A 25,799-nucleotide genomic window follows, 5' to 3' on the forward strand; every position below is an offset into this window, starting at 1 on the left:
CCGGTCACCCCTTCCCGGTCGATACGCTCGAGGTTTCGCACAGACGCTGATAATCTTGCAGAATGGGCGGCCATTGAAGAGCGTCCATGAAGCGCGCGTTGGCTCTAGCCTTCGCCTTAGCAAGAGCTTCGCCCTTCTGTGCGACCTGATCGAAGATCACGCTGCATTCCCGGGCGTCTTTGAAATAGAATTGCCCTTCGCCCGCTACCCAACGATTATAGACGTTATCGTGGGCGATGATCGCGTTGCCCGCGCCCAAAGCTTCGACCAGCGATGGATTGGTGCCGCCGACACTGTGGCCATGGCAATAGGCGGCGGCGTGGAACCGCAGGGCTTGAACGATCTGTGGATCGTAGATCGCCCCCGGGAAGATCACCCGATCGCCCCCGGCCGCCAGGACCTGGTCGTGATAGGCGTTTTTGCCGGGCTCCAGCTTGCCCAGACAGATGAACGCCAGGTCGCGCGGCTTTTCGGCGAAGGCCTGGATCATCGGCAGGATATTGTTCTCGGGTTCGATACGTCCGATCGAGATGACGTAGTTCCCCGGCGTCAGGCCGCGCGCGACGACCGGCTCGGTCGGGGCTTCGGTGACGGCGTCGGCTCCGTAGGGGATCATGACGATATCCCGCTCGGAGCGGCGGCGCTTGAGGTGCCGCGCGATCTCCGGGTGGTCGGCGATCAGCTTGGTCGAGGTCAGGGCGCCGACCCACTCGTTCAGATACAGCCACAGCCGGCCGTGCCAGGGCCACTTGGCGCGCTTCCACTCGATGCCGTCCATGTTGGTCAGGACGGGGTTGCCCGTCAGTCGCAGGAAGGCGCTGAAGACGGCCGTGTTGTAGCCGAGCACCAGCATCACGCCGCGCTCGTTCATCGCGTGGCGCACGCAGGCCCAGTCGAACTTCATCGTCCCGACGGCGCCCGAATTGGCCGCCATCGTGACGCGACGGACGCCCTGCCACTCGTCGATGACCGGCTCGGAGGGGCCTTCGTCGACCTGACAATAGACGGTCACCCGCCAGCCTTGATCGCGCATATGAAGCGCGAAGCGTTGAGCAAACGTCTCGAAGCCGCCATGAGCCGCCGGGACGCCGCGCGTTCCCAGGATATAGAGTGACCGTTCGTTGTTCATCATTTTCCGCCAAGGCGGTTCAGCACCACGGTCCGCAGATAGACGCCATAGGCGCTCTTACCCAAGGCGGTCGCCAGCTTCTCGAGCTGGTTGGCGTCGATGAAGCCGCCTTGGTAGGCGATTTCCTCGGGGCAGGCGATCTTGAAGCCTTGCCGCTTTTCCAGGACGCGCACGAATTCCGCCGCTTCGATCAGGCTGTCGGGGGTGCCGGTGTCAAGCCAGGCGTAGCCGCGGCCCATGATTTCGACCGACAGCTTGCCGCGCTCGAGATAAACGCGGTTGACGTCGGTGATCTCCAATTCGCCGCGCGGCGAGGGCTTCAGATCGGCCGCGATGTCCACCACGTCCGAATCGTAGAAGTAGAGCCCCGTCACCGCCCAGTTCGACTTGGCTTGGGGGGGCTTTTCCTCGATCGAAAGGGCCTTCATCGTCTCGTCGAACTCGACCACGCCGTAACGCTCGGGATCGTTGACGTGATAGGCGAACACCGTCGCGCCGGTCGGACGATTGATGGCGCTGACGAACAGGTCGGTGATGCCATGCCCGTAATAGATGTTGTCGCCCAGGATCAGGGCCGACGGTGAACTGCCGACGAAGTCCGCGCCGATGATATAGGCCTGCGCCAGGCCGTCCGGCGACGGCTGCACGGCGTACTCGATCGACATGCCCCATTGCGAGCCGTCGCCGAGCAGAGCCTGGAAGCTGGGGATGTCCCGCGGGGTCGAGATGATCAGCACCTCGCGGATGCCGGCCAGCATCAGCGTCGACAACGGATAGTAGATCATCGGCTTGTCGTAGACCGGCATCAGCTGCTTGGACGTCACCAACGTCATGGGATGCAGGCGCGTGCCCGACCCGCCTGCGAGGATTATGCCTTTCATGGCGCGGTGTTCCTGTTCGAAAGCTCGTCGATGATCTCGGCCACGGCGTCGCGCCAGGGACGAGGCGCGATGTCGTAGTCGGCGGTGATTTTGGCGGTCGAAAGGCGCGAATTGGCCGGACGGCGCGCCGGAGTGGGGTATTCGGCCGTCGTGATCGGCGTCACCTCCGCGAAATCCCCTCCGCGATCGCGGCTGATCGCGAAGATCTCCTCGGCCAGGCCCGCCCAGCTGGTGTCGCCGGCGTTGACGAAGTGGTAGACGCCGGTCGGCGCCTGCGGATCGGCGATCAGGCGCAGGGTGATGGTCGCCAGCGCCTGGGCGATGTCGCGCGCCGAGGTCGGGCAGCCGAACTGGTCGGCCACAACGGAGACCCGGTCGCGGTCGCCCGCCAGGCGCAGCATGGTCTTGAGGAAGTTGGCGCGATGCGGGCTCAGGACCCACGCCGTGCGAACGACCACCGAGCGCGGATTGCCCGAACGCACGGCCAGTTCGCCCGCCAGCTTGCTGGCCCCATAGACGCCGAGCGGCGCCAAGGTCCCGTCCTCGGCATAGGAACCTGGGCCTGAGCCGTCGAACACGTAGTCCGTCGACACGTGGACCAATGGCGCGCCCGCGGCCTTGCTGGCCTCGGCCAGCAAGGCCGGCGCCAGGGCGTTGGCGGCGAACGCGGCGCCGACCTCGGTTTCCGCACGGTCGACGGCGGTATAGGCGGCGGGGTTGATCACCGCCGCCACCTTGTGGGCGGCGAACCAGGCCGAGACGCTGGCCCCGTCGGTCAGGTCCAGCTCGGCCCGGCTGGGCGCCAGGATCGTCACGCCCGACGGCCAGGCGTGCGCGATCAGCTCGGCGCCGACCTGGCCGGCGCCGCCGGTGACCAGGATCGTGATCGGATCAGCCATGGCCGCGCCGGGCCGTGGCGTCGCGCTTGTCCAGGATCGCCTGCCACCAGGGCTGGTTGGTCAGATACCAGTTCACCGTCCGCTCGATGCCCTGCTCGAAAGTCACCGACGGGGTCCAGCCCAGCTCGGTGCGGATCTTCGTCGCGTCGATGGCGTAGCGCTGGTCGTGGCCAGGGCGATCTTTCACGAACGTGATCTGGTCGGCGTAGGACTTGCCGTCGGCGCGCGGCGACAGACGATCGAGCGTGCTGGTGATGGCCTTGACCACGTCCAGGTTCTTACGCTCGGAATTGCCGCCGATGTTGTAGGTTTCCAGCGGCACGCCGCGCTCGAAGACGGCCTGCAACGCGCTGGCGTGATCCTCGACGAACAGCCAGTCGCGGACATTGGAGCCGTCGCCGTAGACTGGCAGCGGCTGGCCCGAAAGGGCCTTGAGGATCACCAGCGGGATCAGCTTTTCCGGGAAGTGATACGGCCCGTAATTGTTCGAACAGTTGGTCACCAGGACCGGCAGGCCATAGGTGTGCCCCCAGGCGCGCACGAGGTGGTCGGACGCGGCCTTCGACGCCGAATAGGGCGACCGCGGATCATAGGGCGTGGTCTCGGTGAAGTAGCCGTCCTCGCCGAGCGAGCCGAACACTTCGTCGGTGGAAATGTGGTGGAAGCGGAACGCCGCCTTCTCGTCGGCTTCCAGTCCGCTCCAGTAGGCCAACGTCTGATGCAGCAGGTTGAAGGTGCCGACGATGTTGGTCTGGATGAACTCGCCGGGACCATCGATCGAGCGGTCCACGTGGCTCTCGGCGGCCAGGTGAGCGATGATCTGCGGCTTGAAGGTGCGCAGCGCCTCGGCGACGGCCTGCGGGTCGGCGATGTCAGCCTCGACGAAGCTATAACGCGGGCTGTCGGCGACAGGGCTCAGGGAGGCCAGGACACCAGCATAGGTCAGCTTGTCGTAGACCAGAACTTCGTGATCACTCTCGGCGATCAGACGTCGAACCAAGGCGGAACCGATGAAACCGGCGCCGCCGGTGATCAGAATGCGCAATTACCAATCTCCACTTCGAACCCAGACCGAACTAGGCTTCGATCAATTGCAGGGGGTTGCCATCATATTCAAAAGGACTGTCGAACTCCGCTAACAGCGGCAGCGCCTGGTCCTTGGCCGACAGCACCGCGCCGCCGGCCGGCAGAGGCCAGTCGATACCGAGCGTCGGATCACTCCAGAGAATCCCGCCGTCGGACTGGGGCGAGTAGACGTCGGAAACCTTGTACGCAACCTCGACGCCCTCACCGAGCGTCACGAAGGCGTGGCCGAAGCCCACGGGCACGAACAACTGATGGCCGTTTTCCGCGCTCAGTTCCGCAGAAACGTGATGACCATAGGTGGGCGATCCTCGACGCAGATCTATGGCATAGTCTACAATCCGACCCTTGACGCAACGGACGAGCTTTGCTTGGGCGTGAGGCGGCCTTTGAAAATGGATGCCACGTATAGTTCCGGCGTATCTGGAATACGATTGATTATCCTGGACGAACGTACAATCGATACCCAATGAAATCATTTTCGGGGCGTTGTAAGTTTCTGAAAACCACCCTCGATCATCTTCGAACCGACGGGTTTTAACTAAACACACGCCAAGCGTCATAATTTCGTCCTAGATCTTAACGGTGCCGCCGCCGTTCGCCGCACTGCATTGCAACATCGGCGTAATTGGGTCAAGCCGCCGCATGGACGAGTGGATTTCTAAGACTTGAATTGTCTAATCGCGCCTCAGAATCAGTGACAGAACCGCGAAACTTGCGGCATTTGGGGTTATTTTCCTGAAGCTGCGGCTTGTCCGTGGAAATATACGGCGAAACAGGCTGCGGTCGACGTGCTCAGCCTAAGCTTCACCGGGCGCATCGAGGCGCCTCAGGTGGTTATTGCTTTTGATATTTCGCTTAGACGAACGTTGCCCTAGGAGGTTGGCATCCATCGCCCAGGAACCGGGGGCCGACGCGGAGCGCGATCTTGAAGGCATCTATCCTTGTTGCGGGCGGCGCGGGCTACATCGGGTCCCACACCTGTCTTCGACTCGCGCAGGCCGGATACACGCCGGTAGTCTACGACAACCTGTCGAACGGTTGGGAATCGTTCGTCCAGTGGGGTCCACTCGAAATTGGCGACATCCGAGACGCGGCGCGGCTCGACGCCGTCTTCGCCAAGCACAAGCCTGTCGCCGTCATCCATTTCGCCGCCTTCATCGAGGTCGGGTTCTCAATGGCCGAGCCGGGGGCGTTCTACGAGAACAATGTCGGCGGAACCCTGACCCTGGTCGAGGCGGCGCGCCGGGCCGGCGTCGACAAGCTGGTGTTCTCCTCGACGTGCGCGACCTATGGCGCGCCCGTCTATGTGCCGATGGACGAGAAGCATCCGCAGGCCCCGCTGAACCCCTACGGCCGCAGCAAGCTGATGGTCGAGCAGATCCTCGAGGACCTGGCCCGTTACAAAGGCTTCCGCTCGGTGGCGCTGCGCTATTTCAACGCCGCCGGCGCCGACCCGGAGGGCCGGATCGGCGAGCGCCATGAGCCAGAGACCCACGCCATCCCGCTGGCCATCGCCACCGCGCGGGGCGAGCGCGACAAGTTCATGCTGTTCGGCGGCGACTACGAGACCCGCGACGGCACCTGCGTGCGCGACTACATCCACGTTCTGGACCTAGCCGACGCCCACGTGCTGGCGCTGAAGTGGCTGCTGGACGGCAAGCCCAGCGACGTCTTCAATCTCGGCACCGGCACGGGCACCACCGTGCGCGAGCTGGTCGGCGCCATCGAGCGGCGGTCCAACCGGCCGTTCCCGCTGGAGTTGGCCGAGCGCCGAGCCGGCGACGCGCCCAGCCTGGTGGCCGACAACCGCAAGGCGCGCGAGCAGTTGGGCTGGACGCCGCGCCATGATCTGGACGCGATCATCGAGCACGCCTGGGCCTGGCACGCCAACGGCGCGCTGGACCTGAGGCGCTGATCGTTCCCGAGGCAGATGCTTGGTTTCGACGTCGCCGACCATATCAACACTGACGCATTTGGCGGCTACACACCGCCTCCGCGGGTCCATCCCGCGGGGCGACATCGTCGCCGCACCGGGCGAGCAATAAGGGTTTTCGTCATGCATAACCGCGCCGGCCAACAGGCCCGTCCCGAAGATCTGGTCGACCTGACTGCCCTGCTCAAGGCCTATGACGAGATCCGCCCGGACGTCTCCCGGGTGGACCAGCGGGTGGCGTTCGGCACCTCGGGCCACCGCGGCTCCAGCCTGGACGGCGCCTTCAACGAAGCCCACATCCTGGCCATCAGCCAGGCCATCGCCGAGCATCGCGCCAGCGCCGGGATCACCGGCCCGCTGTTCCTCGGTCGCGACACCCACGGCCTATCCGAACCGGCCTGGCGCACGGCGCTGGAGGTGCTGGTCGCCAACGGCGTCACGGTGATGGTCGATTCCCGCGACGGCTTCACGCCGACCCCGGCGGTATCCCACGCCATTCTCAAGCACAACCGCCTGGCGCCCGGATCGGCCGACGGCGTGCTGATCACCCCCTCGCACAACCCCCCGCGCGACGGCGGGTTCAAATACAATCCCCCCTCCGGCGGCCCCGCCGGTTCAGACGCCACCACGCCGATCGCGGCGCGAGCCAACCAGTTGCTGCGGGACGGCCTGACCGAGGTGCGGCGGATCCCGTTCGAACGCGCCCGGGCGGCGGCGGGCGAGTACGATTTCCTCGGCCACTATATCGACGACCTCCCCAGCGTCGTGGACCTGGCGGCGGTGCGGCGGGCCGGCGTGCGGATCGCGGCCGACCCGCTGGGCGGCGCCGCCGTCGCCTATTGGGGCGAGATCGCCGACCGGCACGGGCTGGACCTGACCGTTGTCAACGACAAGGTCGATCCGCGCTGGGCCTTCATGCCGCTCGACACCGACGGCAAGATCCGCATGGACTGCTCGTCGGCCTCGGCCATGGCCAACTTGATCCATATGGTCGACGGCGCGGCCGAGTTCGACGTGGCGATCGGCAACGACGCCGACGCCGACCGTCACGGGATCGTCACGCCCGACGGCGGCCTGATGAACCCCAACCACTACCTGGCCGTGGCCATAGCCTACCTGTTCAGCCACCGGCCGCGATGGGGCGCGGACGTCGCCGTCGGCAAGACCCTGGTCTCCTCCTCGATGATCGACCGGGTGGTCGCCAAGCTGGGTCGCCGCTTGCTCGAGGTGCCGGTCGGCTTCAAGCACTTCGTGCCAGGCCTGGTGGACGGCAGCGTCGGCTTCGGCGGCGAGGAATCGGCCGGCGCGGCCTTCCTGCGCCAGGATGGAACCGTCTGGACCACCGACAAGGACGGTCTGCTGCTGGGCCTGCTGGCCGCCGAGATCCAAGGGGTGACCGGGGCCAGCCCCAGCCAGCTCTATGCCGACCTGACCGTCGAACACGGGGCGCCGGCTTACGCCCGCATCGACGCCCCCGCCTCGCGCGAGGAGAAGGCGCGCTTGGGATCGCTGAGTCCCAGCGATGTCACGGCGAACGAACTGGCCGGCGAATCGATCGAACAGACCCTGACGACGGCGCCCGGCAACGGCGAAGCGATCGGCGGCCTCAAGGTGGTGACCAAGAACGCCTGGTTCGCCGCCCGCCCTTCAGGCACCGAGGATGTCTACAAGATCTACGCGGAATCCTTCCTCGGCCCCGACCACCTGAAGGCGGTCCAGGACGAGGCCAGGAAGGTGGTCGCCGGCGCGCTGGCCGGCTGACCACCGCCTGCGACACCGTGACCCAACAGATGAACGAAGTCTGAACTGCCGGTTAAGGGTCTGTCCGCACTTTGGAGTCTAGTCTGGTTTCATCGGAACCAAGGTTAGTCTCATGGCTTGCTTCACCCTTCGTCCTTCGGACCGCTCGGAATTCGACTCTCTGCTCGGCGAACTGGCCACCCAGTTTCCCGCCGCGCACGTCGAGGCCGCCCACAATGACAACTGGGCGTCCTACCGGGTCGACATCTCGTGCGACGCCCCGTGGGAAGGCGACCTGACCGCCTGGCTGCAAAGCAAGCACGGCAGTTGCCCGCGCACCTGACCTGACGGGATCTACTGGCTGGCCCACAGGATGCGGGCGATCCAGACCACCTCGGTCAGGTCCAGAGTCCGGTCGCGGCCGTCGCGGTTCAGCGAGGCCAGTTCGACGCTGCGGGCCGTGACCCGCGCCAGTTCCTTGACCAGCAGTTCGCCGCCCGTGGTCCGCACCACGACCCGGTCGCCCCGGCGCGGCTCGACCGATGGCGAGACCAGGACGCGATCGCCGTCGCGAAAGACCGGCGCCAAGTCGTCGCCGGCGATTTCCAGGGCGTAGACGCCTTCGTCCTCCACGCCGGGAAGCGCGATCTCGTCCCAGCTCGAGCCGATCGGCGCGCCCGTCTCGTCAAACATGCCTTCAGCCGCGGCCTGGGCGAAGCCGATCAGCGGCGCCGCGCGCGGGTTGGGCCTGGGCGACCGCTCGGTCAGGGCCGCGAACTCCGAAAAGCCCACCCCCGTCGCCTCCAGCACCTTGGCCAGGCTCTCGGTCGATGGCCAGCGCGGACGTGAATCGCCGTCGCCCCGCTTGGAGCGGTTGAAGCTGGTGGGGTCCAGGCCCGCCATCTTGGCCATGGCCGACGGACTCATGTCGAATCGCTTGGCCAGGGCGTCGATCGCGGTCCAGATTTCGGTGTGCGACAGGGACGACATGGCGGGCTGTATCCTGGCCTTGGACCCCGGAAAATATGCCTCGACCCTAGGAAAGTAAACCTAACGCTCCGCGGATAAGTTGACGTTTACGTAAACGTTGACGATCGATCGTCGCGGGCATATGGTGATCGGCGATAACCAACCGGCTCGGCCGCAGAAGTCGGGCCTGCCCAGGGAGGGTTCGAATGTTGGCCGACCTGCGACGCCCAGAGCGCACCTTTACAATTCGCCAGTTGTGCAACGAGTTCAAAGCCACGCCGCGCGCGCTGCGCTTTTATGAGGACAAGGGCCTGCTGACGCCGGCCCGCGAAGGCCTCAACCGCGTCTATTCCCACAAGGACCGCGTCCGCCTGCAGCTGATCCTGCGCGGCAAGCGCGTGGGCCTGTCGCTGTCGGAAATCCGCGAGCTGCTTGATCTCTATGACGAGAACGACGACGGCGCGGCCCAGATGGCCCGATCGCTGAAGAAGTTCCGCGAGAGAGCGACCGCACTGGAACAGCAGCGCGAGGACATCGACGGCGCCCTGATCGAATTGCGCGACGCCTGCGCCCGCCTCGAAAAGCGCCTGGCCGAGATCCGCCCCGACCTGCTGCCCCGCGCCGCCGACTACGACCAGGTGCTGCGCGCCCGGCTGGACGGCCACCAGGACGCGGCCCTGGGCAAGTAGACCCCAGCGCCGCGCATTTCGTTCAAGACCCGAGCGCCGCGCGGTGGACACACCTCCCTCCTCCCCGATCCGACTGACCAGGACCGCTTCATGACCTACCAGCCGCCCGTTCGCGAACACGCCTTCATCCTGCGCGACGTGCTCGACATCGATCAGCACGGCGCCCTGCCGGGCTTCGCCGACGCGCCGTTCGAGACCGTCGAGCAGATTCTCGAGGCCGCCGCCCAGTTCACCGGCGAGGTCCTGGCCCCCCTGAACCCGATCGGCGACAAGCAGGGCTGCGTCTGGAACAAGGACTTCACGGTCAAGACGCCGGACGGCTTCAAGGAAGCCTACAAGCAACTGTGCGAAGGCGGCTGGACGGGCCTGGGCTCGGACCCGACCTATGGCGGCCAGGGCCTGCCCCATGTCGTCAACCTGGCCTTTAGCGAGATGTCGAGCTCGGCCAACATGGCCTTCTCGATGTATCCGGGCCTGGCTCACGGCGCCTATTCGGCCATCCACACCGGCGGCAGCGACGACCAGAAGCAGACCTATCTGCCCAAGATGATCTCGGGCGAATGGACCGGCACCATGAACCTGACCGAGCCGCACTGCGGCACGGACCTGGGCCTGCTGCGCACCAAGGCGGTTCCGGAAGCCGACGGCAGCTATCGCATCACGGGCCAGAAGATCTGGATCAGCGCCGGCGAGCACGACATGGCCGACAACATCGTCCACCTGGTCCTGGCCCGCATCGAGGGCGCCCCCGCCGGCGTGAAGGGCATCAGCCTGTTCATCGTGCCGAAGTTCTTGCCCAAGCCCGACGGCTCGATCGGCGAACGCAACGAGGGCGTCAAGTGCGTCGGTCTCGAAGAGAAGATGGGCATCCACGGCAACGCCACCTGCGTGATGCAGTACGAGGACGCCAAGGGCTGGCTGATCGGCGAGGAGAACAGCGGCCTGAAGCTGATGTTCGTGATGATGAATGAGGCGCGGTTGGGCGTCGGCCTGCAGGGCATCGCCCAGGCCGAGGCCGCCTACCAAGCCGCCGTCGCCTTCGCCAAGGACCGCCTGCAAGGCCGTTCGCTGACCGGCCCGAAGAACCCCGACGGCCCGGCCGATCCGATCATCGTCCATCCGGACGTGCGTCGCATGCTGCTGGAGAGCAAGGCCCTGATCGAAGGCGGTCGCGCCTTCCTGTTCTGGACCGCCCTGCACGGCGACCTGGCCCATCATCACCCGGACGAAGCCGTGCGCGCCAAGGCCGAGGACTATATGGGCCTGATGACGCCGGTGTTGAAAGGCTACCTGACCGACAAGGGCTTCAAGATCTGCTCGGACGCCATGCAGGTGCACGGCGGCAGCGGCTTCACCGAGCACTTCCCGGCCAGCCAGTACCTGCGCGACGTCCGCATCGCCCTGATCTACGAAGGCACCAACGGCATCCAGGCCCTGGACCTGGTCGGCCGCAAGTTGGCCTCCAAGGGCGGCCGCGGCGTGATGACCTTCTTCCAGGAGATCGACCAGTTCGTCGGCGAGAACGACGGCGACGCCGAGCTGAAGCCGTTCGTCGACGCCCTGGCCGGGGTGAAGGCCCAGCTTCAGGACGGCACCATGTGGCTGATGCAGAACGGCCTGCAGAACCCCGACAACGCCGGCGCGGCCTCGACCGACTACATGCACCTGTTCGGCCTGACGGGGCTGGCCTACATGTGGGCGCTGATGGTCAAGGCGGCCAACGCCAAGATCGCCGCCGGTTCGACCGATCCCTTCTTCACCACCAAGATCGTCACGGCGAAGTACTTCATCGAGCGCATCCTGCCTGACGCCGGGGCCCATCTGGCCAAGCTGAAGACGGGCTCGGAAACGCTGATGGCCCTGCCCGCGGAGGCCTTCTGACCATGGGCGTGCTCGACGTCGAAAAGCCGGTCTTCATGGCCGAGGAAGAGATCGCGATCTTCGAGGACGCGGTCGGCAAGTTCTTCGACGAGCACGCCCCCGAAGCCGTGGTGGCGACCTGGCGCAAGAACCACGTCGTCGACCGCGAGATGTGGAACACCGCGGGCCGGGCCGGCCTACTGGGCCTGTCGACCCCCGAGGCGTACGGCGGGGCCGGCGGCGATTACCGCCATGAAGTCGTGCTGATGGAGCAACTGGGGCGCAAGGGCGTCGACGGCTTCGGTATCAGCCTGCACAACGCCATCGTCATGCCCTACGTCCTCGAATACGGGACCGAGGAGCAGAAGCGGCGCTGGCTGCCGCGCCTGTGCACCGGCGAACTGGTCGGCGCCATCGCCATGACCGAGCCGGGCGCGGGATCGGACCTGCAAGGGGTGAAGACCACCGCCAAACAGGTCGGCAACCAGTATGTGATCAATGGCTCCAAGACCTTCATCACCAACGGCCAGACCGCCAACCTGATCATCGTCGTGGCCAAGACCGACCCGAGCGCCGGCGCGCGCGGCACGTCGCTGCTGGTGGTCGAGACCGACGGCGCGGACGGCTTCGAGCGCGGCCGCAACCTCGACAAGCTGGGTCACGAGGCCCAGGACACCTCCGAGCTGTTCTTCAACGACGTCAAGATTCCCACCGAGAATCTGCTCGGCTCGGACGAGGGTCAGGGCTTCTTCCAGCTGATGGGCCAGTTGCCCCAGGAGCGGCTGAACATCGCCGTCCAGGGCATGGCCACCATCGAGCGGGCCCTGGAGCTGACCATCGCCTACGTCAAGGACCGCAAGGCGTTCGGCAAGGCGATCATCGACTTCCAGAACACCCAGTTCGTGCTGGCCGAGTGCAAGACCGAGGCGACGGTCGCCAAGGTGTTCGTCAACCACTGCATCGAGCGACACCTGGCCGGCAAGCTGGACGCCGCCACCGCCTCGATGGCCAAGTACTGGGTGACCGACCTGGAGAACAAGATCGTCGACCGCTGCCTGCAACTGTTCGGCGGCTACGGCTTTATGAACGAGTATCCGATCGCTCGCATGTATCGCGACAGCCGCGTTCAGCGGATCTACGGCGGCACCAACGAGATCATGAAGCTGCTGATCGCGAGGACGCTCTAGCCATGCTGCTGGAAGCTGCCGTCGTCCTGTGCCTGACCAACGCGACCGATACGGCCGCGTTCGGCCTGGTGCGTGACGGTCGCTTCAAGACCACCTCGGCCAAGCTGTCGGGAACCAGCCTCACCTATCGCGAACCCTTGGCCCAGACGCCATTTCCGACCGTGGCGGCCGGCCAGACCGGCTGCGCCGACATCGACGCCCTCGCCCTGGCCAAGCCGCAGATGGTGGTCTGGTCGGGACAACCCGCCGCGGCCGGCGACCTGCCGACCGACCACCACGGCGACGCCCTCTGCCGGCCGATCGCGCCGCCCGTCGCCGGACAGCGCCTGACCTTCGTCTATCGCAAGAGCCTGTTTGGCCGGCTGACCTGCAAGGAGACCCGCTGATGCCGATCCCCGTCGCGCCGCCCCCCGCCCAAGTCGCTTCGGACAGCCGCTCGGCCGTCGTCTGCGTCCTCGCCGCCGGTCCGCGCCCGCTGTTCTTCACTGGCAAGCTGGTGTCCAAGCGTCCGGGTTCCAAGCCGCCGGGCGATTTCGAGCTGCCGCTGAAGGCCAATGTCGACCAGTGCAACAACCTGCTGCGCTCGAAGGTGGCCGACTGGAGCCTGTCGGTGACGACCCCGGGCTTCAAGGCCTGCTATCTGCCGGCGCCGGAGTTCGGCTATCGCGTCACCTACAGCGCCAAGGCCACGGCCCGGGGCCTGGCCTGCGCTCCGATCGCCAAGGCGCCGATCGGAAGCTGGAAGTGATTCAGCCCCTAGGCCTTGTTGACGCTGTTGGCCTTGATCTGGGCCGCGCCGCGCGCGTCCAGGTCCTTGCGCGTGGCCTCAAGGCTCAGCGGACCCAGCAGGGTGGCGTTGACCGCGTCCATGCCCGGCGCCGCGACGCCCGACTTGCGCGCGATCAGGTAGCGCAGGGAGAGACGCTCGTTGTCGGCGGCGTCGGGCTGGGTGCCGTGCAGGGTGCAGGCGTGCCACATGGCCGCGTAGCCGGTCTTGCCGGTCAGCAGGTGCTGCCGGGTCTGGACTTCGTGGCCGCGACCGTCGCGGTACAGCCAACCGGTCTCCCCTTCGCTTGTGGGGTTCTTGGTCAGGTCGTGCGGGAACAGCGTCCCGCCCAGCTTGTGGCTGTCCTCCAGCAGAAACAGCGGGGCGTCGTGCGCCCCCACGTCGTGCAGGTAGACGTACAGGGTGATGAAGTCGGCTTCCCGGTCCTTGTAGTCGATCAGGTCCTGGTGGAAGTCGATGCCGTAGAAATAGGTGATATCGCGGTACGGGGCCTTCACGTAGGCGCCCAGGTTGTTGACCGGATTGCCGGCGATGCGGGCCTTCAGCCAGCCCGGCACGACGCTGGCCGGCACGCCGCAGATCAGCTTCTTGAGCAGGATCTCGTAGCCGTCGCCCAGCAGGGCGGAGACTGCCGCGACAATCGCCGGATCCTGCTCGACGAAAGCCAGGTCGGCCTCGAACCGCTCCAGCAGGTTGCGGCCGGGCGCGGGGTTCACCCCGATATATTGCGGGTCGGCGTCGAACTCGGCTTCCGACAGGAAAAGGTCCGCGTCGAACGTCCGCAGCGCGCGGATCTTGGCCAGCAGGGCGCTCGCCGCCGCCGCGTCCACGCCCCCGCCGAACACATGATAGCCGCGCGCGATGAAGTCGCTCACCACCGGGTGGGCCACGTCCGTCGAGCGCTCCGCTGCCGTCATCGTCCTGATCTCCAAATCCCCGGAATCAGACGCCTCTTTGGTTAACGAACCATCCAAGCCTACGCAGGAAGGAGCCATCAAATGGCCGACGCTTACATCTTCGACGCCGTGCGCACGCCGCGCGGCAAGGGCAAGAAGGACGGGTCTCTGCACGAGATCACCGCCCTGTCCCTGGCCACCCAAGTCCTGGAAAGCCTGCGTGACCGCAATGGCCTGGACACCTCTTATGTCGACGACGTCGTCCTGGGCTGCGTGGCCCCGGTCGGCGAACAGGGCGCCGACATCGCCCGCACCGCCGTGTTGACCGCCGACTACGCCGAGAGCGTGGCCGGCGTGCAGATCAACCGCTTCTGCGCCTCGGGCCTGGAAGCGGTGAACATGGCCGCGGCCAAGGTCGCCTCGGGCGAGGCCCAACTGGCCATCGGCGGCGGCGTCGAGAGCATGAGCCGCGTGCCCATGGGCAGCGACGGCGGCGCCTGGCCCACCGATCCGTCCTCCGCCTTCAAGACCTATTTCGCCCCGCAGGGCGTCAGCGCCGACCTGATCGCCTCGCTGTACGGCTTCAGCCGCGACGACGTCGACGCCTACGCGGTCGAGAGCCAAAAGCGCGCCGCCGCCTCGTGGGCCGACGGCCGCTTCAAGAAGTCGGTGATCGCCGTGAAGGACCAGCTGGGCCTGACGATCCTGGACCATGACGAGACCGTGCGTGGCAACACCACCATGCAGACCCTGGCCTCGCTGAACCCCTCGTTCCAGGGCATGGGCGACATGGCCTTCGACGCCGTGGTCACCCAGCGCTATCCGCAGGTGGAGAAGGTCAACCACGTCCACCACGCCGGCAACAGCTCGGGCATCGTCGACGGCGCGGCCGGCGTGCTGATCGGCACCAAGGAGATGGGCGAGGCCCTGGGCCTGAAAGCTCGCGCCCGCATCAAGGGCGCGGCCTCGATCGGCAGCGAGCCGTCGATCATGCTGACCGGCCCGTCCCTGGTCACCGAGAAGCTGCTCAAGAAGCTGAAGATGGAGGTCAAGGACATCGACCTCTACGAGCTGAACGAAGCCTTCGCCGCCGTCGTCCTGCGCATGATGCAGGCGCTGGACATCCCGCACGATAAGATGAACGTCAATGGCGGCGCCATCGCCATGGGCCACCCGCTGGGCGCCACCGGCGCGATGATCCTGGGGACCATGGTCGACGAGCTGGAGCGCTCGGACAAGGAAACCGCCCTGATCACCCTGTGCGTCGGCGCCGGCATGGGCACCGCCACCGTCATCGAACGCGTCTAAGATCCAAGGACCAACGACAATGGAAAACTTCAAGATCGAGGTCGACGGCGACGGCATCGCCCTGGTCACCTTCGACGTGCCCGGCCGCTCGATGAACACCCTGACCGCCTCGGTGATCCGCGAGATCGGCGAAGTGGTCGAGACCCTCAAGTCCGACGCCGCCATCAAGGGCGCGGTGATCACCTCGGGCAAGACCACCGGCTTCTGCGCCGGCGCCGACCTGGGCGAACTGGGCGGGGCCGAGGGCGGCTTCGGTTCGGACGACCTGAAGGCGGCCTTCGACGCCGGCTTCGCCCTGAACAAGGCCTTCCGCGCGCTCGAAACCGGCGGCAAGCCGGTCGCCGCGGCGATCAACGGCCTGGCGATGGGCGGCGGCCTGGAAATGACCCTGGCCTGCCACTACCGCGTGGTCGCCGACAACCCGAAGATCCAGCTGTCCCTGCCGGAGGCCAAGGTCGGCCTGCTGCCGGGCGGCGGCGGGACCCAGCGCCTGACCCGCCTGATGGGCGTGATGGCCGCCGCGCCCTTCTTGCTGGAAGGCAAGTCGATGAAGCCGGCCGAGGCCCTGGGCTTCAAGGTCGTGCACGAGGTGGTCCCCGCCGGCCAGGAGGTCGAGGCCGCCAAGACCGGGGTCAAGACCAAGGGCGACCCGGTCGCGCCCTGGGACAAGAAGGACTTCAAGATTCCCGGCGGCGGCCCCTACACGGCCAGCGGCAGCCAGGTGTTCATCATGGGCAACGCCATGCTGCGCAAGCAGACCTACGGCAACTATCCCGCCCAGCTGAACATCATGAAGGCCGTCTATGAAGGCCTGCAGGTGCCGTTCGACGCGGCCATCCGCATCGAGACCCGCTACTTCCTCAAGACGCTGATGTCGCCCCAGGCCAAGGGCATGATCCGCACCCTGTTCCTGTCTCTGCAGGAGCTGGGCAAGGGCTCGGGCCGCCCGGCCGACGTGCCGCATTACGACGTCAAGAAGGTGTCCGTGCTAGGCGCCGGCATGATGGGCGCGGGCATCGCCTACGTCCAGGCCATGGCCGGTATCGAGACGGTGCTGATCGATCAGACCCAGGAAGCCGCCGATAAGGGCAAGGGCTACGCCGAGGGTCTGGTCAAGAAGGCGGTCTCGCGTGGGAAGATGACGGCCGAGAAGGGCGAGGCCGTCCTGGCCCTGATCCACCCGACCGCCGACTATGCCAACGTCAAGGGCAGCGACCTGGTGGTCGAGGCCGTGTTCGAGAACCGCGACGTCAAGGCCTCGGTCACCAAGCTGGCGGAAGCCCAGCTGGCCGACACCGCGATCTTCGGCTCCAACACCTCGACCCTGCCGATCACCGGCCTGGCCAAGGCCTCGGTCCGCCCGGCCTCGTTCATCGGCATCCACTTCTTCTCGCCGGTCGACAAGATGGGCTTGGTCGAGCTGATCATGGGCGAGGAGACCAGCCAGGAGGCGCTGGCCAAGTCGATCGACTACGTCCTGAAGATCAAGAAGACCCCGATCGTCGTCAACGACAGCCGCGGCTTCTACACGTCGCGCTGCTTCGGCACCTTCGTACAGGAGGGCATGGAGCTGCTGTCCGACGGCTACGCCCCGGCCATCATCGACAACGTCGGCCGGGCCACCGGCATGCCGCGCGGTCCGCTGGAGATGCACGACGACGTCGCGCTGGACCTCTCCTACAAGATCGCCCAGCAGACCAAGAAGGACCTCGGCGACAAGTACGAGGAGCGCCCCTTCACCGCGATCATCGAGAAGATGGTCGAGGGCGAAGGCCGCTATGGCCGCAAGAACGGCAAGGGCTTCTACGACTATCCGGAGAACGGCCCCAAGACCCTGTGGCCGGGCCTCGCCGACTTGGCGCCGGTCAGGATCGCCGAGGTCGACAAGGTTGGCATCGAGCAAATCCGCACCCGGCTGCTCTACCGCCAGGCCGTGGAAGCCGCCCGTTGCTTCGAGGAAGGCGTGATCACCGATCCGCGCGAGGCTGACGTCGGCGCCATCTTGGGCTGGGGCTTCGCACCTTGGACTGGCGGGCCGGTCAGCCTGATCGACGGTGTGGGCGCGGCCAAATTTGTCGAGGCCTGCGACGCTTTGGCGCAACAGTACGGCGCGCGTTTCTCGCCGCCACAATTGCTGCGCGACATGGCCGCCAAAGGCGAGACCTTCTACAGTCGTTTTGGCGTCAAGGCGCAGGTCGCGGCCTAATCTTCCGACTGATCTCGCCACCACGGAAAGGGCTCGCCTGAGTAAGGCGGGCCCTTTTTCTCAGGAATACATGAAAATCTCTATACTTTTCCGCCCGTTGTCAGTTGTATATAGTTGTATTCTTGATGTATTTTACAAAACAGCTTGTTGGATATATTCACTTTGTGTCATTTTTTAACAATTGAGAATTCACAAAGCCAAGGCGGGTGGCCTTCTAGTCCACGCGATGCTGACGCACTAATTCGTCGCCAGGAAAATCCTTGAGGCGGAGCCCGGCCCGCCTTCTCGCGCCCCGCATCGCGTCTCGAAATCGGCTAGGCGCCGCTGATTCCTCGGTTCAGCCACACCGAGCATAGTCATCGCCAGTGGCCGCCATCGCTCCCCGTTTCGCACCTGCGAGAAAAATGACTGTTTTAGTCTGCGATCGGCCCCAACTCAGTATCGGCTGACGGCGTCTTGACTGAGCTTCTCTGAGCTGGTCGCGCTCAAGAGACAACAAATGATGAGAATAAAAGCATACCAACACCCCAATACTTCGCCAACATAATAGCAACTGTTGATTGTATCACTAAGTAATATGAGGCGTTTTGTCGCATCACATATAGATAAATCGACGTTATCGCAAAATGCCTGTTTTTTATACTTGAAGATACATTAGCTATATAGCTTCACGGTACCTCTCGTTAACTGGCGAATGCTGATCTCTCCCGGTCACGGAGAGGGCATATGACTCGCTACTTTACCGCCAAGGGCGTTGAACTTTTCCTGTCGGCCGCGCCGAACAGCTGGCCGGCCCACAGCTCGGCCAAGGAAACCCAGACGGGAACCGCCAACAACGATGTCTTCCAAGGCTCCGGCGGCGATACGCTGATCGGCGGCGCGGGCGACGACACCTACTATCTGTGGGACAAGAACTCGGTCGCCGTCGAATACGCCAACCAGGGCGTCGACACCGTCGATGCGCGGTTCTGGGGTCCGGTGACCCTGTCGGCCAATGTCGAGAACCTGCTGCTCAACTCCGCGGGATCGACCGCGGGCACGGGCAACGCCCTGAACAACATCATCGTGGCGGGGACCGTCGGCGCGACGCTGAACGGCCTGGCCGGCGACGACGTGCTCGTCGGCGGCGCCCAGGGAGACCTGTTTAAGGTCGCCGCCGGCAACGGCTCCGACGCCATCATGAATTTCAAGCCTAGCAGCGACGTCATCCAGCTGAGCGGCTACGGCGTCACCAGCTTCTCCCAGCTCCTGACCCTGGCGACCCAGAGCGGAACCGACGTCAAGCTCAGCTTCTCGAACGGCGAGAGCCTGGTCATCCGCGACACGGCGCTCTCCAGCCTGACCGCCTACGACTTCGGCCTGAAGCCCGACGCCGCCGCCATTCCCGCCGGTTATTCCCAACTGGTGGGACCCGATAAGGCCTGGACCGGCAACGGCTGGTACGTGCTCAACAACGTCTGGAACCCCGGCAGCCTGGTCTACGGCACCGACTTTACGATCGACAGCGCCTACAGCCGCGCCGACCTGACCTCCAAGACGACCTTCAACTGGTCGTTCCCGGTGACCACGGATTCGGCGCACACCATCCGTGCCTATCCCGAAGTGATCTTTGGGCCGGCCCCGATGAGCGGCGGCCACAAGTCCACGGACATCACCACCGTCCTACCCGCCCAGGTCAGCAGCCTGACCGCGCTGACGGCCGATTACGACGTCAGCTACAAGGGCAACACCGGCGGCTTCAACGTCTCGTTCGACATCTGGCTGACGGACGTGCCCAACGGCGGCGCCTCTAGCGTCACCACCGAGGTCATGGTCTGGGTGCACAAGGGCGACTTCGACGCCTTCGGCACGCAGGTGGGGACCTATTCCAACGGCTCGGTCACTGGCAAGATCTACGCCTCGACGACCGGCGACTGGACCTACACCGCCGTCGTCCTCGACCAGGACACCCCGAAGGGCCAGCTCGACATCGCCGGGATCCTGACCACGCTCAAGGGCCTGAATCTCGTCTCCTCGAGCGACTATGTCGCCTCGGTGGAGCTGGGATCCGAAGTCGTGTCCGGCGCTGGTTCGCTGACCATCAACAACCTCGACCTGAACGTCCAGACCAAGGCCGCCGATGGCATGCTGACCACCATGCACGTCGAAGGGTCCGGTGTGACGACCACCACCTCGCAGCCGGCTACGGAGCAACCCGCGGAGCAACCCGCGGAACAACCCGCGCCGCTGCCCGACACCTCGGGCGATGACAGCGTCGTCTATGACGGGACGGCCTCGACGGTCCAAGGCGGCGACGGCCACGACACGCTGGTGCTGCACGTCGCAGCCACGGTCGATCTGTCCGCCACGGCCGACCAGATGGTCGGCGGCGCGGTCGTCACGGGCTTCGAGGATGTCGACGCCTCGGCCGCGACCGGTGCCGTCTCGCTCACCGGTGCCGCCGATGACAACAGCCTGACCGGCGGCGCCTATGCCGACACCCTGTTCGGCGGCGACGGCGCTGATACGCTGAGCGGCCGTTCGGGCAACGACACTCTCGACGGCGGCAATGGCAACGACATCCTCGACGGCGGCGCGGGCGTGGACAAGATCTACGGCCAGGCCGGCGACGACACGATCGTCTATGACGCCGCCGACTCGGTCATCAATGGCGGCTCGGGACGCGACACGCTGATCCTCAAGGTCGGCGCGACGGTCGACCTCAGCACCTTCACGACCAGCCAGGTCGCCGGGGGTTCGGCCTATGTTTCCGGTTTCGAGAACGTCGACGCCTCGGGGGCCAGCGCGGGGATCGTGGCGACCGGTTCGGAGTTCGCCAACACCCTGGTCGGGAGCGCCTTCGCCGACAAGCTGGCTGGGGGAGCCGCCTCGGACATCCTGACCGGCGGCGCGGGCGCCGACCTGTTCGTCTTCGGTCCCTATAAGGCCGGCGACGCCGACAGGATCACCGATTTCTCGACGAGCCAGGGCGATCACATCGACCTGTCCGCCATCGACGCGGTGGTCGGCGGCGTGGACGACCCGTTCGCCTTCATCGGCCAGGAAGCCTTCCACCACGTCGCCGGCGAGCTCCGCTACGGGGCGGCCACGGGGGGCGTGGTCGTCCAGGCCGACGTCAACGGCGACGGCCTCACGGACTTTTCCATCCTGCTCTCGGTGACGTCGCTGACGAGCAACGACTTCATTCTGTAGCCTCGGGAGCGCCCAGGCAGACTCCAGGGACCGTCAGGCGAAAGCCCGGCGGTCCCTTTCGTTTGGAAGCGGCCATGACGGCCTGATGACACCGGCCTCCGCCAGCCACCCCAAGGTTACCTAACCCGAACTCCCGGTGGTCGAAGCATTCGACAAATGATTTCAGGAAGACGTGTTTAATGGGTTTTAAACCCTAGATGTACGGCGCCCGTTAACGCCGATGTGGGAAAACAGAGTCGCCCTGAACACTGAACGGCCTCAAACCGGATCGCAGTACGGATGACTGACATGACGACTATCACTTCGGGTCGTGACCTGGTCGCGATGTCGCCGCCGCCGAAGAGCCGGGTGAACTGGAGCCGCATCGGCTTCCTCACGCTGAACCTCGCCGCCTGGGCCGGCGTCGTCGCGGCCGTCCGGCTGCTCGTCTGAGCGCGGGCGCATAGGCGACCGACCTTCCCGCGTTCTTAATCCTCACCTTAGCGACGGTCCTCGGCTGGATAGGCCTAAGGCAGGGCCAGGACGACGAATCGATCCATCATCTTGAGACGTCGTTCCGTCGAAAGCTCGCGCGCTGCTGACGCTCGGCCAGCCGCGATGAACCGCGGCGGCCTTCCGCGCTCGCAAATGGCGCCGCCGCTCCAGCCCTCAACGTTCACCTAATACGCTGCCCTATGGCTAGTCGGGCGCAGGCGGCCAACAACGCCCTGGCCTGCGCTGAGTGGCGGAGGTTAACGCGGTTCCGCTGTAAGAAGGCAAGCCCTTCCACGGCCGCATTCGTTTCAAGCCCGACGTCTCGCGGCCATGGTCCCGCCGCACCCCGCCGCTAGAGCTTGGTCGGGTGAGATCGAGCCCATCTTTGACGCACCCCGCCGCCGATCCAGCCAGGCCGACCTCGTCGATCGGGCGGGCTCCGGGAGACGCCAGGGAGACCGCCATGCCCGCGACAAGGCCGCCTCCCCGCCGACGCCCCGCAGGGAGCCAAGCCGCCGGGCGGCGCCGGCTGGCGATCGGCGTCGCCTCGCTGGCCTTCCATGGCTTGCTGGGGTGGGTCCTGCTCAAGGCGGTTCCCGCGCCGCCCGTCCTGGTCGAACCGCGCAGCGTGCTGGTGCAGTTCTTCGCGCCCGACCAGCCCCGTCTGGCGGCCCGGCCGGCCGTGTCGCGCCCGCAGTCCGCGCCCCTCCACGTCCCGACGCCGCGTCAGGCCCCGCCGCCGACCGTGTCGCCGGTCTCCCCCTCGCCGTTCCCCGCGGCGCCCGCCCCGCCCGCGACCATCGTCGCGCCGCCCGGCTTTACCGCCCGGGGAACCCTGACCGGCGGCGGCGAAGCCTTGCGCCAGGCCGCGCGGGGAAGCGGTTGCACCGAGGCCGATATCGTCAAGCTGACCAAGGCCGAGCGCGACGCCTGCGCCGAGGCCCTGGGCGCCAAGCACAAGAACGGCCCGGCGCTGTACGCGGCGATCGACCCGGACAAGAAGGCGGCCTTCGACGGCGACTGCAAGAAGGACGACGACTGGTGCCTCTACCGCACCGGCAAGGGGCCCTATCCGGGCCTGTTCGCCCTGGGCAAGAAGAAGAAGATCAAGGGCTGGGACTGACCGCGGCCTCGCCCGAGAGCGCCGTCCAGAGCCGACAGAAGGGAGAAGTGGTGCCGCTTACAGGACTCGAACCTGTGACCCCCTCATTACGAATGAGGTGCTCTACCAGCTGAGCTAAAGCGGCGCGCTTCGTCTCCGGGGGCCGATCGAGACAGGCCTGGAAGACACTGGTGTTCCTGCCGCCAAATCACCGACCAGCGCGAGGAGCGGCCTATTTAGCGGCGCGAGGGCCGCTTGCCAAGCGTCGGCGTGAACCGGCGTTGCGGCGAGGGCCCGGACCGCCGGTTTCGGGCTCCGGCGGCGGGACCGCGTCGAAGCCGCCGGGACCGATGCCCGGGTCGTCCGGAATGGGCATCAGGACGCCGCCCGCCTCGGCCGCCCGGACAAAAGGCGTGGATTCGACGTAGGCCGAGGGCAGTTGCGGCAGTTCGCTCATCGAGCGTTCGCGACGCTCGAAGCGCGGATGGATCAACTCTCCGGTCTCGGCGTAGCTGACGGTCAGCCGCGCCCAGTCGTCGCGCGCATAGGCGAAGGCGCGGCCCTCGGGGTCGAGATCCGACCAGTCGGGCTCCTGCGGGGCGGCCGCGCCCCGGGCGACCCAGGCGCGCGCCTCGTCGGCCTCGCCGTTGGCGTAGGCGACCCGGGCCATCAGGCCGGCGATCCGGGCGGTCAGCGGCTCCTCCGGAAGAAGCCGGGCGGCGGCGCGGGCGGCGACCGGGTCGCCGCTGATCAGCGCGCTCTCCACCTTCAGCAGCCGGCTCTCGCGGGCCTCGGGCTTCAGGTTGGCCAGGCCCGCCAGACGGGCGGCGCGCAGCTTGGGAGTCTCGCTGGTCTTCAGGTCGCGATAGGCTAGCCACAGGGCCGGGTGCGGGGCCTGCTTCCAGGCGCCCTCGATCAGCGTCCCCGCCTTGGCGATCTTGCCGTCGGCCGCCTGCAGTCGCGCGGCCATCACCACGCCCGGCGCGAACTCGGGCTTGAGCTTGGCGGCCTGGGTCGCGAAGTCCACGGCCTGGGCCTGGGCCTTGGGATCGTCGGACTCCTCCAAGCCGGCGGCGGACGCGGCCAGCAGCGCGGCCCGCGCCCGCTCGGCGACCAGGGGCGGGACGATCTTGCGCTCCAGGGCGCCTTGGACCAGGGCTAGGGCGGCCTTCCAGTCGCCCGCCTCCAGCCGGGCTTCGAGCAGGGCGCGCCAGGCCCAACGGGCGGTGCGGGCCAGGCCGTAGGCGGTTTCGGCGTGGCGAAGGGCCAGCGCCTTGTCGCCCTCGGCCAGGGCGGTCTGCATCAGGCCGCGCAAGCCCGCCAGCCGCATCTCCGGAAAGCCCAGCATGGCGTTGTAGGCCTGGCGTGCGGCGACATGATCGCCGGCCGCCTCGGCGGCCTGGGCGGCCAGGACACGGACCAGGGCCGGGGCGTCCTCGGCCAGTTCCGACGCCTTCTGGGCCAGGCGGCGGGCCTCGGAGCCGTCGCCGGCCGCCACGGCCAGGAAGCCGCGCGAAAGGGCCTCGACGCCCTGCTTGCGCTTGGCTTCGGCCCGGGCCCGGGCGGCGCGCTTGGGGGCCTCGATCACCCACAGCAGGGCGCGCCACAGGACCGTGGCCAGCAGGGCGGTGAACAGGGTCAGCAGGGCGGCCGCGGCGGCTGTCATCTCGACCCGCCAGCCCACCCAGTCGAGGTTGGCCGCGCCGGGTTCGCCGGTCAGGGCGACTACCGCCACGGCGAGGGCCGCGACCAGGAAGAAGACGATCGCCGCGCGGATCATGGGGCCACCGGGGCGGCGGGCGAGACGGCGGGCGAGACGGCGGGCGAAGCGCTTGTCGCTCGGGGCCGCGTCACCTGGACCAGCCCCGCCAGCGCGTCGGCGCGGATGGCGGCGACGTGGCGATCGACCTCGACCCGACGCTCGGCGGCGGCGCGCCAGGGGGACAGCACGGCCTGGGCCGCGGGCGGCAGGCGCTCGGTGGTGGCCACCGCCCCCTCGATATCGCCCTCGTTCAACAGTTTCTGCGCCCGGCCCAGCACTGCGTCGGGGCTCTGGCCCTGGGTCGAGCCCACCTGCCGGATGGAGACGATGCTGGACAGGGCGTGGCGCAGGCGCGCCAGGAAATCGGCGTTGCGGCCAGGGTCGCGGGCGGCGACGGCGGCGCGACCGGCCAGGGTCTCGAACTCGTCGGCCAAGCCGGCCCGGGTCGGCGCGCCGTCCTGGGCCAGGCGCGCCAAAGCCCGCAGGTCGGACGACAGAGGCAGCACCCGCTCCAGGCTGGCCAACTCCTCGGCGAAGGGCTGAGCAGTGCGGGCGGCGTCAGCCAGGGTGGCGGCGGCCAAGGCGGCGCCGGCGGCGTCCAAGGTCTGTTGCTGGCCCGTCTCCAGAATGGCGACGCGACCTTCCAGTTGGGCCACGTCCTCCGACGCCGGCGGCGAGACGGCGGCGAGGCTGGGCGCGCCACGGAGCGGCTGGCTGGCGGCTGATGGCGACGGGATCGGGTCGTTGGCGGGCTGCTGGATGGCGGGCGGCGCCTTGGCCTGCGAGAACCAGGTCGGGCCGAATCGCGCCAGGGCCGCGCCGGCCGCGACGCAGACGATCCCAAAGGCGATCAGCGCCCAGAAGCCGGGCCCCAGCAGACGGCGACGACGGTACAGCGTCGGGTCGCGCGGCGCGTCGGAGTCAACGGGATCGGGAGCGAGCGTCATGCGCCATTCGTGCCCCACACGGCCGCGCCGCGCAATGTTCAGCTAGGGGATGAGCAGGGCCAGCAGCGCTGTTTCGGTCGGGTGCGGCGCGGACGTCACGCAGTCCAGCCGCCCCGCTTGAACCAGATCCTCCAAAGGCCGCGCCACCGTCGGGGACAGACACAGCGCCCGCAGGCGCGGCGCGGGTCGCTCCGTGAGCCAAGAGGCTAGAACCCGGGCCGCCCGCGGCGAATGCAGCAGCACCGCCTCCAGGTCGACCAGCTCGGCCAGGGTCGCGGGCGAAGGGTCGCGGTCAACGGTTTCGTAGACCGCCAGGCGCCGGGCGCCGACGCCAGCCGCGGCCAGGCGCGAGACCAGGTCGCCCGCCGGTTCCAGGGCCGAGGGATGCAGCACCGCACCGTCCAGCCGCGTGGCGTCTCGCAGGATCAGGGCCGCCAGGGCTTCGACGTCGCCATCCGCAGAGGCGACCGCCGCGAAGCCCGCCTCGCGAGCGGCCCGCGCCGTCCGGTCGCCAACCGCGAAGACCGGCCGATCCCGGTCGCCGTGCAGGCGGGCGAAGGCGGCGACGCCGTTGACGCTGGTGAAGGCCAGGGCCGCGACGCCGTCCAGGTCGACCTCAGGCGAAAGGTCGCGAACCTGCAGCAGCGGGTCGACCAGCGGCGTCAGCCCCATCGCCGCCAGGCGGGCGGCGGTGGCCTCCGCGCCCGGCGACGCCCGGGTGACCCAGATCCGCCGCGCGCTGGCCGTCATCG

At 67.1% G+C, this 25,799-nt stretch carries 23 protein-coding genes and 1 tRNA gene; 13 read left to right on the plus strand and 11 right to left on the minus strand.

Features of this window, described 5'->3' with window-relative positions; genetic code table 11:
• Positions 1-4: 4 nt before the first annotated feature.
• From J2X41_RS04660 to rfbC, 5 genes are read right to left on the minus strand one after another with little or no spacing between them, the layout of a single operon-like run.
• On the minus strand, positions 5-1,129 hold the full coding sequence (locus J2X41_RS04660) for a DUF1972 domain-containing protein (protein WP_310079991.1): 1,125 nt from the start codon (positions 1,127-1,129) through the stop codon (positions 5-7).
• Positions 1,129-2,010 carry a glucose-1-phosphate thymidylyltransferase RfbA gene (rfbA, locus tag J2X41_RS04665; RefSeq protein WP_310079992.1) on the minus strand — a complete coding sequence of 294 codons (882 nt, stop codon included), beginning with the start codon at positions 2,008-2,010 and terminating at the stop codon, positions 1,129-1,131. Before rfbA ends, J2X41_RS04660 begins: the two co-directional genes overlap by 1 nt.
• Positions 2,007-2,909, minus strand: a complete 903-nt coding sequence (rfbD, locus tag J2X41_RS04670; RefSeq protein WP_310079994.1) for a dTDP-4-dehydrorhamnose reductase — start codon at positions 2,907-2,909, stop codon at positions 2,007-2,009. The genes rfbA and rfbD overlap by 4 nt, the downstream gene beginning before the upstream one ends.
• Entirely contained in the window at positions 2,902-3,954 is a 1,053-nt protein-coding gene (gene rfbB, locus J2X41_RS04675) for a dTDP-glucose 4,6-dehydratase (protein ID WP_310079996.1), read from the minus strand. The genes rfbD and rfbB overlap by 8 nt, the downstream gene beginning before the upstream one ends.
• A gap of 31 nt (positions 3,955-3,985) precedes the next feature.
• Positions 3,986-4,555 (minus strand): dTDP-4-dehydrorhamnose 3,5-epimerase, encoded by a 570-nt coding sequence (rfbC, locus tag J2X41_RS04680; protein ID WP_310079998.1) that lies wholly within the window; start codon positions 4,553-4,555, stop codon positions 3,986-3,988.
• 365 nt (positions 4,556-4,920) lie between these two features.
• Here rfbC and galE point away from each other — a divergent pair, with 365 nt between their 5' ends.
• The 3 genes from galE (at position 4,921) to J2X41_RS04695 (ending at position 8,011) form a co-directional block, all read left to right on the plus strand.
• Entirely contained in the window at positions 4,921-5,910 is a 990-nt protein-coding gene (gene galE / locus J2X41_RS04685) for a UDP-glucose 4-epimerase GalE (protein WP_310080000.1), read from the plus strand.
• A gap of 141 nt (positions 5,911-6,051) precedes the next feature.
• Positions 6,052-7,689 (plus strand): phosphoglucomutase (alpha-D-glucose-1,6-bisphosphate-dependent), encoded by a 1,638-nt coding sequence (gene pgm, locus J2X41_RS04690; RefSeq protein WP_310080001.1) that lies wholly within the window; start codon positions 6,052-6,054, stop codon positions 7,687-7,689.
• A gap of 112 nt (positions 7,690-7,801) precedes the next feature.
• Entirely contained in the window at positions 7,802-8,011 is a 210-nt protein-coding gene (locus tag J2X41_RS04695; RefSeq protein ID WP_028038955.1) for a hypothetical protein, read from the plus strand.
• A gap of 11 nt (positions 8,012-8,022) precedes the next feature.
• Here J2X41_RS04695 and J2X41_RS04700 read toward each other — a convergent pair whose 3' ends face one another.
• Positions 8,023-8,658: a helix-turn-helix transcriptional regulator gene (locus J2X41_RS04700; RefSeq protein ID WP_310080003.1), complete on the minus strand. Its 636-nt coding sequence runs from the start codon at positions 8,656-8,658 to the stop codon at positions 8,023-8,025.
• Between the two features lie 188 nt (positions 8,659-8,846).
• Here J2X41_RS04700 and J2X41_RS04705 point away from each other — a divergent pair, with 188 nt between their 5' ends.
• The 5 genes from J2X41_RS04705 to J2X41_RS04725 all read left to right on the plus strand — a co-directional run bounded on the left by J2X41_RS04705 (position 8,847) and on the right by J2X41_RS04725 (position 13,121).
• Positions 8,847-9,326, plus strand: a complete 480-nt coding sequence (locus J2X41_RS04705; RefSeq protein WP_310080718.1) for a MerR family DNA-binding transcriptional regulator — start codon at positions 8,847-8,849, stop codon at positions 9,324-9,326.
• Positions 9,327-9,416: 90 nt separating this feature from the next.
• Positions 9,417-11,207, plus strand: a complete 1,791-nt coding sequence (locus J2X41_RS04710; RefSeq protein WP_310080005.1) for an acyl-CoA dehydrogenase C-terminal domain-containing protein — start codon at positions 9,417-9,419, stop codon at positions 11,205-11,207.
• A 2-nt stretch (positions 11,208-11,209) separates the two neighbouring features.
• Positions 11,210-12,373: an acyl-CoA dehydrogenase family protein gene (locus J2X41_RS04715; protein ID WP_310080007.1), complete on the plus strand. Its 1,164-nt coding sequence runs from the start codon at positions 11,210-11,212 to the stop codon at positions 12,371-12,373.
• A gap of 2 nt (positions 12,374-12,375) precedes the next feature.
• Complete coding sequence (locus tag J2X41_RS04720; RefSeq protein ID WP_310080009.1) at positions 12,376-12,759, plus strand: hypothetical protein; 384 nt, start codon at positions 12,376-12,378, stop codon at positions 12,757-12,759.
• Entirely contained in the window at positions 12,759-13,121 is a 363-nt protein-coding gene (locus J2X41_RS04725) for a hypothetical protein (protein WP_310080011.1), read from the plus strand. Before J2X41_RS04720 ends, J2X41_RS04725 begins: the two co-directional genes overlap by 1 nt.
• An 8-nt stretch (positions 13,122-13,129) precedes the next feature.
• Here the strand turns inward: J2X41_RS04725 and J2X41_RS04730 are convergent, their stop codons facing one another.
• On the minus strand, positions 13,130-14,077 hold the full coding sequence (locus J2X41_RS04730) for a phytanoyl-CoA dioxygenase family protein (protein ID WP_310080014.1): 948 nt from the start codon (positions 14,075-14,077) through the stop codon (positions 13,130-13,132).
• A gap of 81 nt (positions 14,078-14,158) precedes the next feature.
• Here J2X41_RS04730 and J2X41_RS04735 point away from each other — a divergent pair, with 81 nt between their 5' ends.
• From J2X41_RS04735 to J2X41_RS04755, 5 genes are all read left to right on the plus strand, one after another.
• Complete coding sequence (locus tag J2X41_RS04735; RefSeq protein WP_310080016.1) at positions 14,159-15,364, plus strand: acetyl-CoA C-acetyltransferase; 1,206 nt, start codon at positions 14,159-14,161, stop codon at positions 15,362-15,364.
• 19 nt (positions 15,365-15,383) lie between these two features.
• Positions 15,384-17,570, plus strand: coding sequence for a 3-hydroxyacyl-CoA dehydrogenase NAD-binding domain-containing protein (locus tag J2X41_RS04740; RefSeq protein WP_310080018.1), 2,187 nt, complete (start codon positions 15,384-15,386; stop codon positions 17,568-17,570).
• Between the two features lie 726 nt (positions 17,571-18,296).
• Positions 18,297-20,762 (plus strand): GH12 family glycosyl hydrolase domain-containing protein, encoded by a 2,466-nt coding sequence (locus J2X41_RS04745; protein ID WP_310080020.1) that lies wholly within the window; start codon positions 18,297-18,299, stop codon positions 20,760-20,762.
• Positions 20,763-21,050: 288 nt separating this feature from the next.
• A complete protein-coding gene (locus tag J2X41_RS04750) occupies positions 21,051-21,194 on the plus strand; it encodes a hypothetical protein (protein ID WP_310080022.1) in 144 nt (47 codons plus the stop codon).
• A 505-nt stretch (positions 21,195-21,699) separates the two neighbouring features.
• A complete protein-coding gene (locus J2X41_RS04755) occupies positions 21,700-22,359 on the plus strand; it encodes a hypothetical protein (RefSeq protein WP_310080024.1) in 660 nt (219 codons plus the stop codon).
• Positions 22,360-22,407: 48 nt separating this feature from the next.
• Here J2X41_RS04755 and J2X41_RS04760 read toward each other — a convergent pair.
• From J2X41_RS04760 to J2X41_RS04775, 4 genes are all read right to left on the minus strand, one after another.
• Positions 22,408-22,483 (minus strand) — tRNA-Thr (locus tag J2X41_RS04760).
• 87 nt (positions 22,484-22,570) lie between these two features.
• Complete coding sequence (locus J2X41_RS04765; protein ID WP_310080026.1) at positions 22,571-24,118, minus strand: heme biosynthesis HemY N-terminal domain-containing protein; 1,548 nt, start codon at positions 24,116-24,118, stop codon at positions 22,571-22,573.
• Complete coding sequence (locus J2X41_RS04770; protein WP_310080028.1) at positions 24,115-25,047, minus strand: hypothetical protein; 933 nt, start codon at positions 25,045-25,047, stop codon at positions 24,115-24,117. The genes J2X41_RS04765 and J2X41_RS04770 overlap by 4 nt, the downstream gene beginning before the upstream one ends.
• A 42-nt stretch (positions 25,048-25,089) precedes the next feature.
• Positions 25,090-25,797: a uroporphyrinogen-III synthase gene (locus J2X41_RS04775; RefSeq protein WP_310080030.1), complete on the minus strand. Its 708-nt coding sequence runs from the start codon at positions 25,795-25,797 to the stop codon at positions 25,090-25,092.
• Positions 25,798-25,799 lie beyond the last annotated feature (2 nt).

The sequence above is a fragment of the Caulobacter sp. BE254 genome (assembly GCF_031457295.1).
In the GTDB taxonomy this organism is placed as follows: Bacteria; Pseudomonadota; Alphaproteobacteria; order Caulobacterales; family Caulobacteraceae; genus Caulobacter.